Annotated in this window: 14 protein-coding genes; all 14 read left to right on the top strand. The window is 56.7% G+C overall.

Features of this window, described 5'->3' with window-relative positions; all coding sequences use genetic code 11:
• The first annotated feature begins 114 nt into the window (after positions 1 to 114).
• The 14 genes from purB to nuoI all read left to right on the top strand — a co-directional run bounded on the left by purB (position 115) and on the right by nuoI (position 16,382).
• The gene (gene purB, locus AACY26_RS06030) at positions 115 to 1,485 is read left to right on the top strand and encodes an adenylosuccinate lyase (RefSeq protein WP_339512025.1); all 1,371 of its coding nucleotides are present in this window, start codon (positions 115 to 117) and stop codon (positions 1,483 to 1,485) included.
• 77 nt (positions 1,486 to 1,562) lie between these two features.
• Complete coding sequence (locus AACY26_RS06035) at positions 1,563 to 2,729, top strand: ribosomal protein uL16 3-hydroxylase (RefSeq protein WP_339512027.1); 1,167 nt, start codon at positions 1,563 to 1,565, stop codon at positions 2,727 to 2,729.
• Entirely contained in the window at positions 2,722 to 3,147 is a 426-nt protein-coding gene (locus AACY26_RS06040; RefSeq protein ID WP_339512029.1) for a GNAT family N-acetyltransferase, read from the top strand. The genes AACY26_RS06035 and AACY26_RS06040 overlap by 8 nt, the downstream gene beginning before the upstream one ends.
• A 215-nt stretch (positions 3,148 to 3,362) precedes the next feature.
• Positions 3,363 to 4,004: a DUF7931 domain-containing protein gene (locus tag AACY26_RS06045; protein WP_339512031.1), complete on the top strand. Its 642-nt coding sequence runs from the start codon at positions 3,363 to 3,365 to the stop codon at positions 4,002 to 4,004.
• The gene (locus tag AACY26_RS06050; RefSeq protein WP_339512033.1) at positions 4,001 to 4,810 is read left to right on the top strand and encodes a secretin N-terminal domain-containing protein; all 810 of its coding nucleotides are present in this window, start codon (positions 4,001 to 4,003) and stop codon (positions 4,808 to 4,810) included. The genes AACY26_RS06045 and AACY26_RS06050 overlap by 4 nt, the downstream gene beginning before the upstream one ends.
• 497 nt (positions 4,811 to 5,307) lie before the next feature.
• Complete coding sequence (locus tag AACY26_RS06055; RefSeq protein WP_339512035.1) at positions 5,308 to 6,903, top strand: isocitrate lyase; 1,596 nt, start codon at positions 5,308 to 5,310, stop codon at positions 6,901 to 6,903.
• A gap of 297 nt (positions 6,904 to 7,200) precedes the next feature.
• On the top strand, positions 7,201 to 7,614 hold the full coding sequence (locus AACY26_RS06060; protein WP_010483914.1) for an NADH-quinone oxidoreductase subunit A: 414 nt from the start codon (positions 7,201 to 7,203) through the stop codon (positions 7,612 to 7,614).
• A gap of 10 nt (positions 7,615 to 7,624) precedes the next feature.
• Positions 7,625 to 8,302, top strand: coding sequence for a NuoB/complex I 20 kDa subunit family protein (locus tag AACY26_RS06065; RefSeq protein ID WP_339512036.1), 678 nt, complete (start codon positions 7,625 to 7,627; stop codon positions 8,300 to 8,302).
• Between the two features lie 58 nt (positions 8,303 to 8,360).
• The gene (gene nuoC, locus AACY26_RS06070; RefSeq protein ID WP_339512037.1) at positions 8,361 to 10,142 is read left to right on the top strand and encodes an NADH-quinone oxidoreductase subunit C/D; all 1,782 of its coding nucleotides are present in this window, start codon (positions 8,361 to 8,363) and stop codon (positions 10,140 to 10,142) included.
• 2 nt (positions 10,143 to 10,144) lie between these two features.
• Positions 10,145 to 10,639: an NADH-quinone oxidoreductase subunit NuoE gene (gene nuoE, locus AACY26_RS06075; RefSeq protein ID WP_445261281.1), complete on the top strand. Its 495-nt coding sequence runs from the start codon at positions 10,145 to 10,147 to the stop codon at positions 10,637 to 10,639.
• On the top strand, positions 10,636 to 12,009 hold the full coding sequence (gene nuoF / locus AACY26_RS06080; RefSeq protein WP_339512040.1) for an NADH-quinone oxidoreductase subunit NuoF: 1,374 nt from the start codon (positions 10,636 to 10,638) through the stop codon (positions 12,007 to 12,009). The genes nuoE and nuoF overlap by 4 nt, the downstream gene beginning before the upstream one ends.
• Positions 12,010 to 12,104: 95 nt before the next feature.
• Entirely contained in the window at positions 12,105 to 14,834 is a 2,730-nt protein-coding gene (gene nuoG, locus AACY26_RS06085; RefSeq protein WP_339512042.1) for an NADH-quinone oxidoreductase subunit NuoG, read from the top strand.
• On the top strand, positions 14,831 to 15,823 hold the full coding sequence (gene nuoH / locus AACY26_RS06090; protein WP_339512044.1) for an NADH-quinone oxidoreductase subunit NuoH: 993 nt from the start codon (positions 14,831 to 14,833) through the stop codon (positions 15,821 to 15,823). The genes nuoG and nuoH overlap by 4 nt, the downstream gene beginning before the upstream one ends.
• A 10-nt stretch (positions 15,824 to 15,833) precedes the next feature.
• The gene (gene nuoI / locus AACY26_RS06095) at positions 15,834 to 16,382 is read left to right on the top strand and encodes an NADH-quinone oxidoreductase subunit NuoI (protein ID WP_087516784.1); all 549 of its coding nucleotides are present in this window, start codon (positions 15,834 to 15,836) and stop codon (positions 16,380 to 16,382) included.
• The last annotated feature ends 4 nt before the right edge of the window (positions 16,383 to 16,386 follow it).

Raw genomic sequence — 16,386 nt, forward strand, 5'->3', positions numbered from 1 at the left:
ATGGATTACGAAGACAGCTACCGCTGAACGGCCATCACCGAATGCGGAAACTCGCTGGTTTTCATGTATGATATGCGCCCTTTTCAATGCCCGACTGTCCGAGAACGCCTTCTTATGCAGCTTTCCTCGCTCACCGCGGTTTCCCCCGTTGATGGCCGCTATGCCGGCAAAACCAGCGCTTTGCGCCCTATTTTCAGCGAATATGGCCTGATCCGCTTCCGTGTAATGGTTGAAGTACGCTGGCTCCAGCGCCTCGCTGCGCACCCAGGCGTGCCTGAAGTCGCGCCATTTTCAGCCCAGGCTCAGGCAGTGCTTAACGAATTGGCAGAGAACTTTGCCGAAGAGCACGCGCAACGGGTTAAAGAGATCGAACGCACCACCAACCACGACGTCAAAGCCGTCGAGTACCTGCTCAAAGAGCAAGCTGCAAAGCTGCCTGAGCTGGACAAGGTCAGTGAGTTCATCCACTTCGCCTGCACCTCTGAAGACATCAACAATCTTTCCCACGCGCTGATGCTGCGTGAAGGCCGCGACACTGTATTGCTGCCGCTGATGCGCCAGATTGCCGGTGCCATCCGCGAGTTGGCGGTCCGCTTTGCCGACGTGCCGATGCTGTCGCGCACCCACGGTCAACCTGCCTCGCCAACAACCTTGGGCAAAGAACTGGCCAACGTGGTTTACCGTCTTGAACGCCAGATCAGCCAGATTGCAGCAGTACCGCTGCTGGGCAAGATCAACGGCGCCGTGGGCAACTACAACGCCCACTTGTCGGCCTACGCCGATATCGATTGGGAAGCCAACGCCCGCGAGTTTATCGAAGGCGACCTGGGCCTGCAGTGGAACCCCTATACCACGCAGATCGAGCCGCATGACTACATTGCAGAACTGTTTGACGCGACCGCTCGCTTCAACACTATTCTGATCGACTTCGACCGCGACATTTGGGGCTACATCTCGCTTGGCTACTTCAAGCAGAAGACCATCGCTGGCGAAATCGGCTCCTCGACCATGCCGCACAAGGTCAACCCGATCGACTTTGAAAACTCCGAAGGCAACCTCGGTATCGCCAACGCCCTGCTTCAGCACTTGGCGAGCAAACTGCCAATTTCGCGCTGGCAGCGTGACCTGACCGACTCCACCGTACTGCGTAACCTCGGTGTTGGCTTTGCTCATAGCGTTATTGCCTATGAAGCAAGCCTCAAAGGAATCAGCAAGTTAGAGCTGAATTCTCAACGGATCGCTGCGGATCTGGACGCCTGCTGGGAAGTATTGGCTGAGCCGATCCAGACCGTGATGCGCCGCTATGCCATCGAAAACCCATACGAAAAGCTCAAAGAGCTGACGCGTGGCAAGGGCATCACCCCTGAAGCCCTGATGGACTTCATCGACGGCCTCGACATGCCAATTGAAGCCAAGGCCGAGCTCAAGCTGCTCACCCCGGCCAACTACATTGGCAATGCAGTCGCCCAGGCCAAGCGCATCTAAGCAACCCAGCCGTTTAAACGCCCGGCAGTGCCGGGCGTTTTTATTTAAGGCTAAACATTAATTTCAAAGGCTTAGCGATGAATCCTGATAATCCACTGCAATTGCTGGGCGGCTTAACTCCACGGGAGTTTCTGCGCGACTACTGGCAGAAGAAACCCTTGCTTGTGCGCCAGGCAATTCCGGACTTTGAAAGCCCGATCTCGCCAGACGAGCTGGCGGGCCTGTCACTCGAAGAAGAAGTCGAGTCACGCCTGGTGATCGAGAACGGCGAACGCCCGTGGGAGCTGCGCCGCGGACCGTTTGCAGAAGATGCCTTCAGCCAATTGCCGGAAAAGGACTGGACCCTGCTGGTTCAAGCTGTCGACCAATTCGTCCCCGATGTCGCTGAGCTCATGGAGGCATTTAAGTTTCTGCCCAAATGGCGAATTGATGACGTGATGGTCAGCTTTGCCGCACCAGGCGGCGGCGTTGGCCCGCACTTTGATAACTACGACGTATTTTTGCTCCAGGGTTATGGCAAGCGCCGCTGGCAAGTTGGCCAGATGTGCGACTCAAATAGCCCGCTACTCGAACACTCGGATCTCAAGATCCTTGCTGAATTTGCACACACTGAAGAATGGGTTCTCGAGCCTGGCGACATGCTGTATCTGCCGCCACTTCTGGCCCACTGTGGTACCGCTGAGGATGATTGTATGACGTATTCTGTAGGCTTCCGCGCGCCTAGCGCAGCTGAAGTACTCACTCACTTTACTGACTTTTTAAGCCAGTTCCTGCCGGATGAAGAGCGCTACAGCGATGCTGATGCGCAACCCACCAGCGACCCACATCAAATTCAGCACGACTCACTCGACCGCCTCAAGGCGCTTCTCAACCAGCACATGGGCGACGAGCGTCTGCTGATGACCTGGTTTGGTCAGTTCATGACTGAGCCACGCTACCCGGAACTGGTCAGCGGCATCGAAATCGACGAAGAACAGTTTCTCGATCAGATAGAAGCTGGCGCCATCATTGTGCGCAACCCAAGCGCGCGCATGGCCTGGTCTGAAGTTGGCGACGGCCTGGTGCTGTTTGCCAGCGGCCACAGCCGCATGTTGCCTGCCAACCTGCGTGAAATGCTCAAGTTGATCTGTTCTGCCGATGCCCTGCACATCGAAAACCTCGGCCAGTGGCTGGCGGACGACGAAGGCCGTCTCTTGGTTCTGGAGCTGATCAAGCAAGGCAGCCTGGAGTTCGCAGATGAATAAAATCAGCGTCCGGCTAGCCGACTGGAACAAGGACAACGCCGACATCCGGCGTATCCGCGAGGCAGTGTTTATCGCCGAGCAATCGGTGGCTCCGGAGCTCGAATGGGACTCCGAAGATGCCCAGGCCGCACACTTCCTGGCCTGCGAAGGTGATTACCCAGTTGGCACCGCACGCCTGCTGGACGATGGCCATATTGGCCGCGTCTCGGTACTCAAGGACTGGCGTGGCCTGAAAGTCGGTGACGCCCTGATGGAAGCGGCAATTGCCGAGGCCGAAAAACGTGGACTGCGCCGCCAAATGCTCAGCGCCCAGGTGCATGCCAGCGCGTTTTATGAAAGGCTAGGCTTTAATATTATTAGTGAAGAATACCTTGAAGCCGGTATTCCTCATGTTGATATGGTGCGCAACAGCGACTAAGGACCCTCTGGAAAACTACTACGCTCGATATTACCGCGTTAAAAAACTGCTCAAAATGCTCATTTACAACTCGTAAACTCCGCTTTTTCGCAGTTTTTTGCCTTGTCCTATCGTCGCTCGCTACCTTTTTCAGAGGTTCCGAACTGGCCAAAACCTGCGTTACAAGCAGCGGCCAGGTTTATCGGCTGCGCTCTAACTTGGTTTTCGAGGTCAAGATGGTCAATGAATCAGCCCCGCACGACCCCTTCGATCAAGAGCAAGCCCTTGAGCTGCCCGACATCGAGTTTGAGTCGCCGGGGCTTTTTTCTGTGCACAACCCAGAGATGGTGACCAGCACTAGCCAAAGCTCTGAACATGCGCCCTTCAGACTCGGCGAACATACCTCGCTTGAACGCTTCAATAATCAAGAGCAGGCCCGCGCGCACGCACTTGCCCTGCTGCAGCAGGCCAAACGCAGCCTGTGTATCTATAGCCAGGATCTTGAGCCATGGCTTTATCACCACAGCAGCGTGCAACAAGCCTGTACCGCGTTCCTGTTGGCCAACCCCAGGAATCGCCTGCGGATTCTGGTCAAAGACCTGAGCTTCGCCATCAAAGACGGTAACCGGCTGATTAGCCTTTCTCGACGTTTATCAAGCAACTTGCTGATTCGTAAACTAAACCCAGATTACCCGATTGAAGATACTGGCTACCTCCTGGCTGACGACCATGGCCTGCTGGTGCGCCCCGAAGCTGATCAGTTTGCTGGCTACGCCAGTTATCAAGATGCTGGCCGGGTTCGACTGCGCCAAGCACACTTCAATCAAGCCTGGGAAACCAGCATCACCGACCCTGACTTGCGGAGCTTTTTGTTATGACTGCGCGCCCCCTGCTGTTGGCCGCCCTGCTCTGCATTAGCCAAGCGCTAATGGCAGAGACCCAGGTGATTGACCTGAACTTCCGTACGGCCGATGAAATATTGCCCGCGATTCAATCAACCCTGGGCAGTGAAGGCAAAGTCACGCCCTACGGCAACAAACTGATTATCAACAGCTCAAGTGAGAAAATCAGCGAAGTGCGCAGCCTGCTTGAGCAACTCGACACCAAGCCGCGTCGCCTGCTGATCAGCGTCGATACCAGTGACTCAAATGTACAAACTGATCGTGGCTACAGCACCAATGGCACTATCAGTGCGGGTAATGGCGAGGTGGTAGTCGGCCGTGGCGAGATCAATGGCCGTGACCAGGTGCGGATCATCAACCGCAGCACCAACAGTCGTGGCGGCGGCGTGCAGCAGGTGCAAACCAATGAAGGCTATCCCGCGCTTATCCAGGTCGGCCAGAGCGTACCACTGACCTCAACTGGCACCGGCCCCTACGGCCAGGTGTACAACAACACCGAATACCGCAATGTCACCCGCGGCTTCTACGTGACAGCCAGCCTGACTGGCGACCAGGTACATATTTCCCTGAGCAGCAACCGCGATCGAGTCAGCCAGAATCGTCCTGATGTGATCGACGTACAAAGCACTGACACCCGCGTCAGTGGCCCTATTGGCCAGTGGATTACCGTTGGCGGCGTCAACGAACAAAACCAGAGCCAAAACAGCGATTTCCTGCAGCGTCGCTCGACCCAGGGCAGGGAAGATATGACCTTGCGCGTTAAGGTCGATGTAGTCGATTAATGCCTGACCGGTACTGACTTGCCGGTCATCCAGATAATTATGTAGTAGCGCTAAAAAACCACTACAAAACGTTTGACGAACGCTTGGCAGCGATGCATTATGGCCTCGCTCCCGCTAATCAGGGGCTCTGGAAAGAGCTTCCGGGTTGACTTCAGGCTTACCGCCCGAGCGACCTGTGTTGTACAAGCCCACAAGGCAGATCGACGAGATTGCGACTGGAACGAAGTTGTCCTGAGGGACGGGGAAGCGCTTTCAACCAGCATGACCGTAACAGACACTGCATCGCCTGAGGCATCCACGAGTCGAATGGCGAAAAATGACCCGCTCATGTGCAGATACTGGTGTCATAAAACTGGTCGACATCCCCCCACCTGATCCAACTCCGTATTAGTCACTTTCTCTTTATCTGTTGTGAGCCCCGCCACCAGTATCTGTCTACTACAGTTGCTGAGCGGGAAAGCGGTGCTCAACCAAACACATACTTTGAAGGATTGACCATGTCAGCTTATCAAAACGACATCAAAGCCGTTGCGGCCCTTAAAGAAGCCGCCGGCAACAGCTGGAGCGCTATCAACCCTGAGTCCGTTGCTCGCATGCGCGCTCAGAACCGCTTCAAAACCGGTCTTGATATCGCCAAGTACACTGCCGCCATCATGCGCAAAGACATGGCCGAGTACGATGCTGACAGCTCTGTCTACACCCAGTCGCTGGGTTGCTGGCATGGTTTTATCGGTCAGCAGAAGCTGATTTCGATCAAAAAGCACCTGAAAACCACCAACAAGCGCTACCTCTACCTGTCTGGCTGGATGGTTGCTGCACTGCGCTCCGACTTCGGCCCGCTGCCTGATCAGTCGATGCACGAAAAAACTGCAGTTTCAGGCCTGATCGAAGAGCTGTACACCTTCCTGCGCCAAGCTGACGCCCGCGAACTGGATCTGTTGTTTGTTGATCTGGACAAGGCTCGCGAAGCTGGCGACAAAGCCAAGGCCGCTGAAATCCAGGACAAGATCGACAACTACGAAACCCACGTAGTGCCAATCATTGCCGACATCGACGCAGGCTTCGGCAACCCAGAAGCCACTTACCTGCTGGCCAAGCGCATGATCGAAGCAGGCGCTTGCTGCATCCAGATCGAAAACCAGGTTTCCGATGAGAAGCAGTGCGGCCACCAAGACGGCAAGGTAACTGTTCCCCACGAAGACTTCCTGGCCAAGATCAACGCTGTTCGTTACGCCTTCCTCGAGCTGGGCATTGACGACGGTGTAATCGTTGCCCGTACCGACTCCCTCGGTGCTGGCCTGACCAAGCAAATCGCCGTGACCAAGACTCCGGGCGACCTGGGCGACCAGTACAACTCGTTCTTGGATTGCGAAGAAGTTTCCGCGGCAGATCTGGGCAACGGCGACGTTGTAATCAACCGTGGTGGCAAGCTGCTGCGTCCTAAGCGCCTGCCGAGCAACCTGTTCCAGTTCCGTAAAGGCACAGGCGAAGACCGCTGCGTACTTGACTGCATCACGTCCTTGCAGAACGGCGCCGACATGCTCTGGATCGAAACCGAGAAGCCACACGTTGGCCAGATCGCAGCCATGGTCAACCGCATCCGCGACGTGATCCCGAACGCCAAGCTGGTTTACAACAACAGCCCATCGTTCAACTGGACACTGAACTTCCGTCAGCAAGTGTTCGATGCATTCGTAGAACAAGGCAAGGACGTATCTGCATACGACCGCGCCAAGCTGATGAGCATCGAGTACGACAACACTGAGCTGGCTCAGGTTGCTGACGAGAAGATCCGCACCTTCCAGCGTGATGGTTCAGCTCAGGCCGGTATCTTCCACCACCTGATCACCCTGCCGACGTACCACACTGCCGCGCTGTCTACCGACAACCTGGCAAAAGGTTACTTCGCAGACCAAGGCATGTTGGCCTACGTAAAAGGCGTTCAGCGTGAAGAGCTGCGCCAAGGCATCGCCTGCGTCAAGCACCAGAACATGGCTGGCTCCGATATCGGTGACAACCATAAAGAGTACTTCGCTGGCGAAGCGGCTCTGAAAGCAGGCGGCAAAGACAACACCATGAACCAGTTCGGCTAAGCCCAGCAGTTCAGCCCTGCGCAATCAATACGCGAGGCATTAAGCCCGGCAGAAATGCCGGGCTTTTCTATTTACAGGGCGATCTGTACATCAATAAAAGCTGATCAAATGGTCAGGTTATTTGAATCTGTACAGAGTTCGACTTAATATGGCGCGTATAAATAAACCCGCACTGTTTGTTTTGGATACAATTTGGCGCAAATAGTCATACTTGCCTAGTATTGAATTGGCCGATGTGGCAAGATCTACTCCGAAGAAAAGTGTAACTAAAGTCTTCGTTTACGAGGTACGAATAGCATGTCAGACCCAGTCTCCAATTTTTCCCAAAACTGGGCGTTTGCAGTATTCATCCTCGGTGTTTTTGCCCTCATCGCATTTATGCTCGGTCTTTCCAGCTTGCTCGGCAGCAAAGCCTGGGGACGCAGTAAAAACGAACCCTTCGAATCAGGCATGTTGCCAACCGGCACTGCACGCCTGCGCCTATCGGCAAAGTTTTATTTGGTCGCGATGCTCTTCGTGATCTTCGACGTTGAAGCCCTCTATCTTTTTGCTTGGTCAGTCTCCGTACGCGAAAGCGGCTGGGCGGGACTTATCGAAGCGACAGTATTTATAGCAATTCTGTTGGCAGGTCTTGTCTACCTATGGCGAATCGGTGCGCTCGATTGGGCACCGCAGAGCCGTCGCGATCGACAGGCGAAGCTAAAACAATGAGGCTTTGGCGATGCAATACAACCTTACACGGATCGATCCGGATGCGCCTAACGAGCAGTATCCGGTCGGCGAGCGGGAGACCGTAAGCGATCCACTGCTGGACGATCAGGTCCACAAAAACATCTACATGGGCAAACTCGAAGACGTCCTCAGTGGCGCCGTCAATTGGGGTCGCAAGAACTCCCTTTGGCCTTATAACTTCGGGTTGTCCTGCTGCTATGTAGAGATGACCACGGCCTTCACGGCGCCGCACGATGTTGCGCGCTTTGGTGCGGAAGTAATCCGTGCATCCCCTCGCCAGGCTGACTTCATGGTCATCGCCGGCACCTGCTTCATCAAGATGGCACCGGTCATTCAACGCCTGTACGAACAGATGCTTGAGCCTAAATGGGTTATTTCCATGGGGTCATGCGCTAACTCAGGCGGCATGTACGATATCTATTCGGTGGTTCAGGGCGTCGACAAGTTCCTGCCTGTGGATGTGTACATCCCAGGTTGCCCTCCTCGTCCAGAAGCATTCCTTCAAGGTCTGATGCTCCTTCAGGAGTCAATTGGCCAGGAACGTCGCCCGCTGTCTTGGGTCGTCGGTGATCAGGGCGTTTATCGCGCTGATATGCCTTCGCAAAAAGAACAGCGCCGCGCCGAGCGAATTGCTGTGACCAACCTGCGCAGCCCCGACGACGTATAAGCCAGGCTCACCAAGAAGCCTGCTTACCGATGCCGTACCCTGATTAGTGACTGAGACCATGACAGCTAATAGCGTTCTGTCCATCGCGCCCTATACGCCAGATGACCACAGTGTCATTAGCGAGCTAAGCGCAAAATTTGGCGCTGAGGCCTTCACCGTACAAACCACCCGCACCGGCATGCCAGTGCTGTGGGTTGCCCGTGAACAGCTGACCAATATCCTTACGTTCTTGCGTAACGTACCGCGTCCATACGTCATGCTATATGACCTGCACGGCGTTGATGAGCGTCTGCGCACCCAGCGTCGCGGCCTGCCGGACGCCGATTTCACTGTGTTCTATCACCTGATGTCGATAGAACGTAACAACGACGTGATGATCAAGGTAGCGCTGTCCGAAGGCGATCTTAATCTGCCAAGCATCACCAGCATCTGGCCCAACGCCAACTGGTATGAACGCGAAGTGTGGGACCTGTACGGCATCCACTTTACCGGTCACCCTCACCTGACGCGCATCATGATGCCGCCCACTTGGGAAGGCCATCCGCTGCGCAAAGACTATCCGGCGCGGGCCACTGAGTTCGATCCATTCAGCCTGACATTGGCCAAACAGCAGCACGAAGAAGAAGCTGCTCGCTTTCGCCCGGAAGACTGGGGTATGCAGCGCGGCGGCTCGCATGAGGACTTTATGTTCCTCAACCTGGGGCCTAACCACCCGTCCGCCCACGGTGCGTTCCGTATTATTTTGCAGCTCGACGGTGAAGAAATCGTCGACTGCGTACCCGAGATTGGCTACCACCACCGTGGCGCCGAGAAGATGGCCGAACGCCAGAGCTGGCACAGCTTCATCCCGTACACCGACCGTATCGATTACCTCGGCGGCGTGATGAACAACCTGCCTTACGTCCTTTCGGTGGAAAAACTGGCAGGGATCAAAGTCCCGGATCGGGTTGATTTTATCCGGGTGATGATGGCCGAGTTCTTCCGTATCACCAGCCACCTGCTGTTCCTCGGCACCTATATTCAGGACGTGGGGGCAATGACCCCGGTGTTCTTCACCTTCACCGACCGGCAGCGGGCCTACAAGGTTATTGAAGCCATCACCGGTTTCCGCCTGCATCCGGCCTGGTATCGCATCGGCGGTGTTGCCCACGACTTACCGCGCGGCTGGGACAAGCTGGTCAAGGAATTTGTCGACTGGCTGCCAAAGCGCCTCGACGAATACGAAAAAGCCGCATTACAGAACAGCATCCTGCGCGGCCGTACCATTGGGGTCGCCCAGTACAACACCAAGGAAGCGCTGGAATGGGGTGTGACAGGCGCCGGCCTGCGTTCGACCGGTCTGGATTTCGACCTGCGCAAAGCGCGCCCCTACTCTGGCTATGAACACTTCGAGTTTGAAGTGCCGCTGGCCAACAACGGTGATGCTTACGACCGCTGCATGGTTCGCGTAGAAGAGATGCGCCAGAGCATTCGGATTATCGACCAGTGCCTGCGCAATATGCCGGAAGGGCCATACAAGGCCGATCACCCCTTAACGACACCGCCACCGAAAGAGCGCACGCTGCGTGATATCGAAACCTTGATCACCCACTTCCTGCAAGTCTCGTGGGGGCCGGTCATGCCGGCCAATGAGTCGTTCCAGATGATTGAGGCGACCAAGGGCATCAACAGCTATTACCTGACCAGTGATGGCGGCACCATGAGTTATCGCACGCGTATCCGTACGCCGAGTTTCCCGCACCTGCAGCAGATCCCGCCGGTGATTCGCGGCAGCATGGTTGCAGACTTGATTGCCTATCTGGGCAGTATCGATTTCGTTATGGCTGACGTGGACCGTTGATTATGAATACCCTTATTCAAACTGACCGTTTTGCCCTTAGCGATGCCGAACGCTCAGCTATCGAACATGAAATGCACCACTATGAAGACTCACGCGCGGCCTCCATCGAAGCGCTGAAGATCGTCCAGAAGCACCGTGGCTGGGTGCCTGATGGCGCCAGCGAAGCCATTGGCCAAGTGCTGGGCATTCCCGCCAGCGATGTAGAAGGCGTGGCGACCTTCTATAGCCAGATCTTCCGCCAACCTGTGGGCCGTCACATCATTCGCGTGTGCGACAGCATGACCTGCTTTGTCGGCGGCCATGAAAATGTCCTGGCCAGCATCAAGGATCAGCTTGGCATCGTGCCTGGACAAACCACGGCTGATGGCCGCTTCACCCTGCTCCCGGTATGCTGCCTGGGCAACTGTGACAAAGCCCCTGCAGTGATGGTTGATGACGACACCTTTGGTCATGTTCAGCCCGACTGCGTTGCAAGCATGCTGGAGGCCTACTCATGAGCACGCTACTGAGCCGCAGCACCGAGGTGCTGACATCAATTGGCCCGGCCAACCTGATCAAGCGCAGCGAAGAAACCCATCCGCTGACCTGGCGCCTGCGCGATGACGGCCAGCCGGTCTGGCTTGAAGAATACCAAGGCAAGAATGGCTACAGCGCCGCCCGCAAGGCGCTGAGCGAGATGGCCCAGGCCGATATAGTGCAACAGGTCAAGGATGCCGGTCTCAAAGGACGCGGCGGTGCAGGCTTCCCAACTGGTGTGAAATGGGGGCTGATGCCAGCGGATGAATCGCTGAACATTCGCTACCTGTTGTGCAACGCCGATGAGATGGAGCCCAACACCTGGAAAGACCGGATGTTGATGGAGCAACTGCCTCACCTGTTAGTTGAAGGCATGCTCATCAGCGCCCGTGCGCTCAAGGCCTATCGTGGCTACATCTTCTTGCGTGGCGAATACGTAGACGCCGCGACGAACCTTAATCGTGCAATTGCCGAAGCCAAGGCCGCTGGCCTGCTGGGCAAGAATATCCTCGGCAGCGGCTTCGATTTCGAGTTGATCGTGCACACCGGCGCCGGTCGTTATATCTGCGGCGAAGAAACAGCGCTGATCAACTCGCTGGAAGGCCGTCGAGCCAATCCACGGGCCAAGCCACCCTTCCCTGCGGCTGTCGGGGTTTGGGGCAAGCCAACCTGCGTCAACAACGTTGAAACCCTGTGCAACGTGCCGTCGATTATCGACCACGGCGTTGACTGGTACAAAACCCTCGCCCGCCCAGGCTCGGAAGACATGGGTACCAAACTCATGGGTTTTTCCGGCAAGGTCAAGAATCCGGGCCTTTGGGAGCTGCCATTCGGCGTACCCGCCCGTGAACTGTTTGAAGACTACGCTGGCGGCATGCGTGATGGCTTCACCCTGAAAGCCTGGCAACCTGGCGGCGCTGGCACCGGCTTTTTGCTCCCCGAACATCTCGATGCACCGATGTATGCAGCGGGTATCGCCAAGGTCGGCACGCGGATGGGTACAGGCCTGGCGCTGGCGGTGGACGACTCAGTCAACATGGTCTCCTTGCTGCGCAACATGGAAGAATTTTTCGCCCGCGAATCATGCGGCTGGTGCACGCCATGCCGCGACGGCCTGCCCTGGAGCGTGAAGATTCTGCGCGCACTGGAGCGCGGCCAAGGCACCCGCGAAGACATTGAAACATTGCTGGGCCTGGTCAACTTCCTCGGCCCAGGCAAGACCTTCTGTGCTCACGCACCGGGCGCGGTTGAGCCGTTAGGCAGCGCAATCAAGTATTTCCGGGAAGAGTTTGAAGCAGGTGTTACCAGCTCAGCCATTCCGGCAGCGACGGGGCAATTCGTCCCCGCGTAACGATTTCAGGCTCTGGCGGCCAGGTCAAACTGGCCACGGAGCAAACCGTTTTCCATTAGCCAAGCCCGCTCCGGCGGGGAAGAAGAAACTCAACCATGGCCACTATCCACGTAGACGGCAACGATTTTGAAGTCGATGGAGCGGACAACCTGCTACAGGCTTGTCTGTCTCTGGGGCTCGACATTCCCTATTTTTGCTGGCACCCCGCTCTTGGTAGCGTCGGTGCGTGCCGCCAGTGTGCGGTTAAGCAATACAGCGATGAGAACGACAAGCGCGGCCGTCTGGTCATGTCCTGCATGACGCCAGCGACCGACAACAGCTGGATCTCCATCGACGATGAAGAAGCCAAGCAATTTCGCGCCAGCGTTGTTGAATGGCTGATGACCAACCACCCGCACGACTGTCCGGTGTGCGAGGAAGGCGGTCATTGCCATCTCCAAGACATGACCGTCATGACCGGTCACAACGCCAGGCGTTATCGTTTCAGCAAACGCACACACCAGAATCAGGAACTCGGTCCCTTCATCGCCCACGAGATGAACCGCTGTATCGCCTGCTATCGCTGCGTTCGCTATTACAAGGACTACGCTGGCGGCACCGACCTCGGCGTGTACGGCGCCCATGACAACGTCTACTTCGGTCGCGTTGAAGACGGCACCCTTGAAAGCGAGTTCTCCGGCAACCTCACCGAAGTCTGCCCGACCGGCGTATTCACCGATAAAACCCACTCCGAGCGTTACAGCCGCAAGTGGGACATGCAATTCTCGCCGAGCATTTGCCACGGCTGTGCCAGCGGCTGCAACACCAGCCCGGGTGAGCGTTATGGTGAAATCCGCCGCATCGAAAACCGCTTCAACGGCTCGGTAAACCAGTATTTCCTCTGCGACCGCGGTCGCTTTGGCTATGGCTACGTCAACCGCAAAGACCGCCCGCGCCAGCCGATGATGATGCTCAGCAAAATGAAGATGGGCATCGACTCGGCCCTGGATCAGGGCGCTGCCTTACTCAAAGGCAAACGGGTTGTCGGTATCGGCTCGCCCCGCGCCAGCCTGGAAAGCAACTACGCGCTACGTGAGTTGGTCGGCCGTGAGAATTTCTACTCCGGCATTGCCGCCGCCGAACAGGCCAACATCGCCATGGTGCTCGACATCATGCAAAACGGGCCGCTGCCGGTGGCCAACCTGCGCGATGTAGAAAGCCACGATGCGGTGTTCGTATTGGGCGAAGACCTCACCCAAACCGCAGCACGCCTGGCCCTTGCCCTGCGCCAGTCGGTCAAGGGTAAAGCTACTGAAATCGCCGCCTCGATGAAAATCCAGAACTGGCACATGGCAGCAGTGCAAAACGTCGCGCAAGACGCTATCAACCCACTGTTTATTGCCAGCGTGACCGCCACCCGCCTCGACGATATCGCCGAACAATGCGTGCACGCCGCCCCCGATGACCTGGCCCGGATTGGCTTTGCCGTCGCCCATGCCATCGACCCAAGCGCGCCCGCCGTGACGGGTCTTGAGGCTGAAGCCGCCGAGTTGGTGCAACAAATTGCCGATGCCTTGCTCAATGCCAAGCGTCCGCTGTTGGTTGCGGGCACATCCTTGGGCAATAAGGCTTTGCTCGAAGCTGCGGCGAATATTGCCAGCGCCCTGAAAAACCGCAAGAAAAACGCCTCGATCAGCATGGTCGTCGCGGAAGCCAACAGCCTCGGCCTGGCGCTGCTGATGGGTGATGACTTTGCAACCAAGTCGGTCGATGCCGCGCTCAACGCCCTGACTTCAGGTGAAGCTGACGCTCTGGTCGTACTGGAGAATGATCTCTATCGCCGCGCTGATGCCGCTGCCGTCGATGCTGCCCTTGCAGCCGCTAAAACCATCATCGTTGCCGACCATCAGCACACACCAACGGTTGCCAAGGCGCATCTGGTGCTGTCTGCGGCCAGCTTCGCTGAAGCCGATGGTACGCTGGTGAGCAGCGAAGGACGTGCACAGCGCTTCTTCCAAGTCTTTGAACCAAGCTATTACGACGACAAGATTCTGGTCCGTGAAAGCTGGCGCTGGCTCCATGCCTTGCTCGCCACGCGTCAAGACCAGCCAGTCGATTGGACCCAGCTTGACCAAGTAACGGCAGCCTGCGCGGCAAGCAGCCCGCAATTGTCTGCCATCACCGAGGCAGCGCCAAACGCTTCGTTCCGCATCAAAGGCCTGAAACTGGCCCGTGAACCGCTGCGCTACAGCGGCCGCACGGCCATGCGCGCCAATATCAGCGTGCACGAGCCGCGCCAGCCGCAGGATAACGACAGCGCCTTTGCTTACTCGATGGAAGGTTATTCGGGCAGCAAAGAAGACCGTCAGCAAGTTCCCTTTGCCTGGTCGCCGGGCTGGAACTCGCCGCAGGCCTGGAACAAGTTCCAGGATGAAGTCGGCGGCCATATTCGTGCTGGCGACCCTGGCGTTCGCTTGATCGAGGCCAAGGGCCAGGCGCTGCCCTGGTTTGCGCCAACTGCTGCATTCAACCCAGCGCAAGGCACCTTGCAAGCGGTGCCACTGCATCACCTGTTCGGCAGTGATGAAACCTCGGCTTTGGCCGAGCCCATCCAGAAGCGTATTCCTGCGGCCTACATCGCGTTGGCCAAGGAACATGCCGATCAGCTTGCAATCAATGAGGGTGCCTTGGTCAGCTTCAGCATCAATGGCCAAACCCTGCGTTTGCCGGTGCGGATAACTGAAGAGTTGGCGATTGGTCTTGCGGGCCTACCAGTTGGCCTGAGCGGTATTCCAGCCATTATTGCCGGCACCAGCATCAGTAACCTGCAGGAGGCCGCGCAATGAGTTGGCTCACGCCTGAACTGATGGACGTGCTGATTGCGGTGCTCAAGGCCGTGGTCATTCTCTTGGTTGTAGTCATTGCCGGTGCCTTGCTGAGCTTTATCGAGCGGCGTCTGCTTGGCTGGTGGCAAGACCGTTATGGTCCGAATCGGGTCGGCCCATTTGGCATGTTCCAGATTGTTGCGGACATGTTGAAAATGTTCTTCAAAGAAGACTGGACGCCGCCCTTCGCCGACAAATTCATTTTCACCTTGGCGCCTATGATCGCCTTTGCCGCGATGTTGCTGGCCTTTGCGATTATCCCGATCAGCCCGAATTGGGGGGTTGCTGACCTCAATATCGGCATCTTGTTTTTCTTTGCCATGGCCGGTTTATCGGTCTATGCCGTGCTTTTTGCGGGCTGGTCGAGTAACAACAAGTTCGCCCTGCTCGGTGCACTGCGCGCATCGGCGCAAACCGTCTCGTACGAGGTGTTCCTAGCCTTGGCCCTGATGGGCGTCGTGGCGCAGGTCGGCTCGTTCAACATGCGCGATATCGTTGAATACCAGGCCCAGCATCTGTGGTTCATCATTCCGCAGTTCTTCGGTTTTTGTACCTTCTTTATCGCTGCGATCGCGGTGACCCACCGTCACCCGTTCGACCAGCCAGAGGCGGAACAAGAGCTGGCCGACGGCTACCATATTGAATACGCCGGTATGAAATGGGGCATGTTCTTCGTTGGCGAATACATTGCGATCGTCACCGTCTCGGCGCTGCTGGTCACCCTGTTCTTCGGCGGCTGGCATGGGCCGTTTGGGCTGCTGCCACAGATTCCATTTATCTGGTTTGCGCTCAAGACCTGCTTCTTCATCATGATTTTTATCTTGTTGCGCGCCTCTATTCCACGCCCGCGATATGACCAAGTCATGGCGTTCAGCTGGAAGTTCTGCTTGCCGCTGACCCTGATCAACCTGCTGGTGACCGGCGCATTAGTGCTGGCCTCGGCCCAGTAAGGAGTTTTGCATGTTCACTTATATTAAGGACGTCGTTTACGGCACCTACACCCAGCTTCGTAGCATGGTGATGGTGTTCAGCCACGGTTTCCGCAAACGCGACACCCTGCAATACCCTGAAGAGGCGGTTTATCTACCGCCGCGCTACCGTGGCCGGATCGTGCTGACCCGCGACCCTGATGGCGAAGAGCGCTGCGTGGCCTGCAACCTCTGTGCGGTCGCCTGTCCGGTTGGCTGCATCTCGCTGCAAAAGGCAGAAACCGAAGATGGACGCTGGTACCCGGACTTTTTCCGGATCAACTTCTCGCGCTGCATTTTCTGCGGTTTATGCGAGGAAGCCTGCCCAACCACGGCCATCCAGCTGACACCAGATTTCGAGATGGGTGAGTTCAAGCGCCAGGACCTGGTCTACGAAAAAGAAGACCTCCTGATTTCCGGTCCTGGCAAGAACCCTGACTACAACTTCTATCGCGTAGCCGGTATGGCCATCGCCGGTAAGCCGAAAGGCGCCGCGCAGAATGAAGCCGAGCCGATCAACGTGAAAAGCCTGCTCCCCTAAGGAC

The sequence above is a fragment of the Pseudomonas sp. RL_15y_Pfl2_60 genome, from assembly GCF_963970595.1.
Lineage (GTDB): Bacteria > Pseudomonadota > Gammaproteobacteria > Pseudomonadales > Pseudomonadaceae > Aquipseudomonas.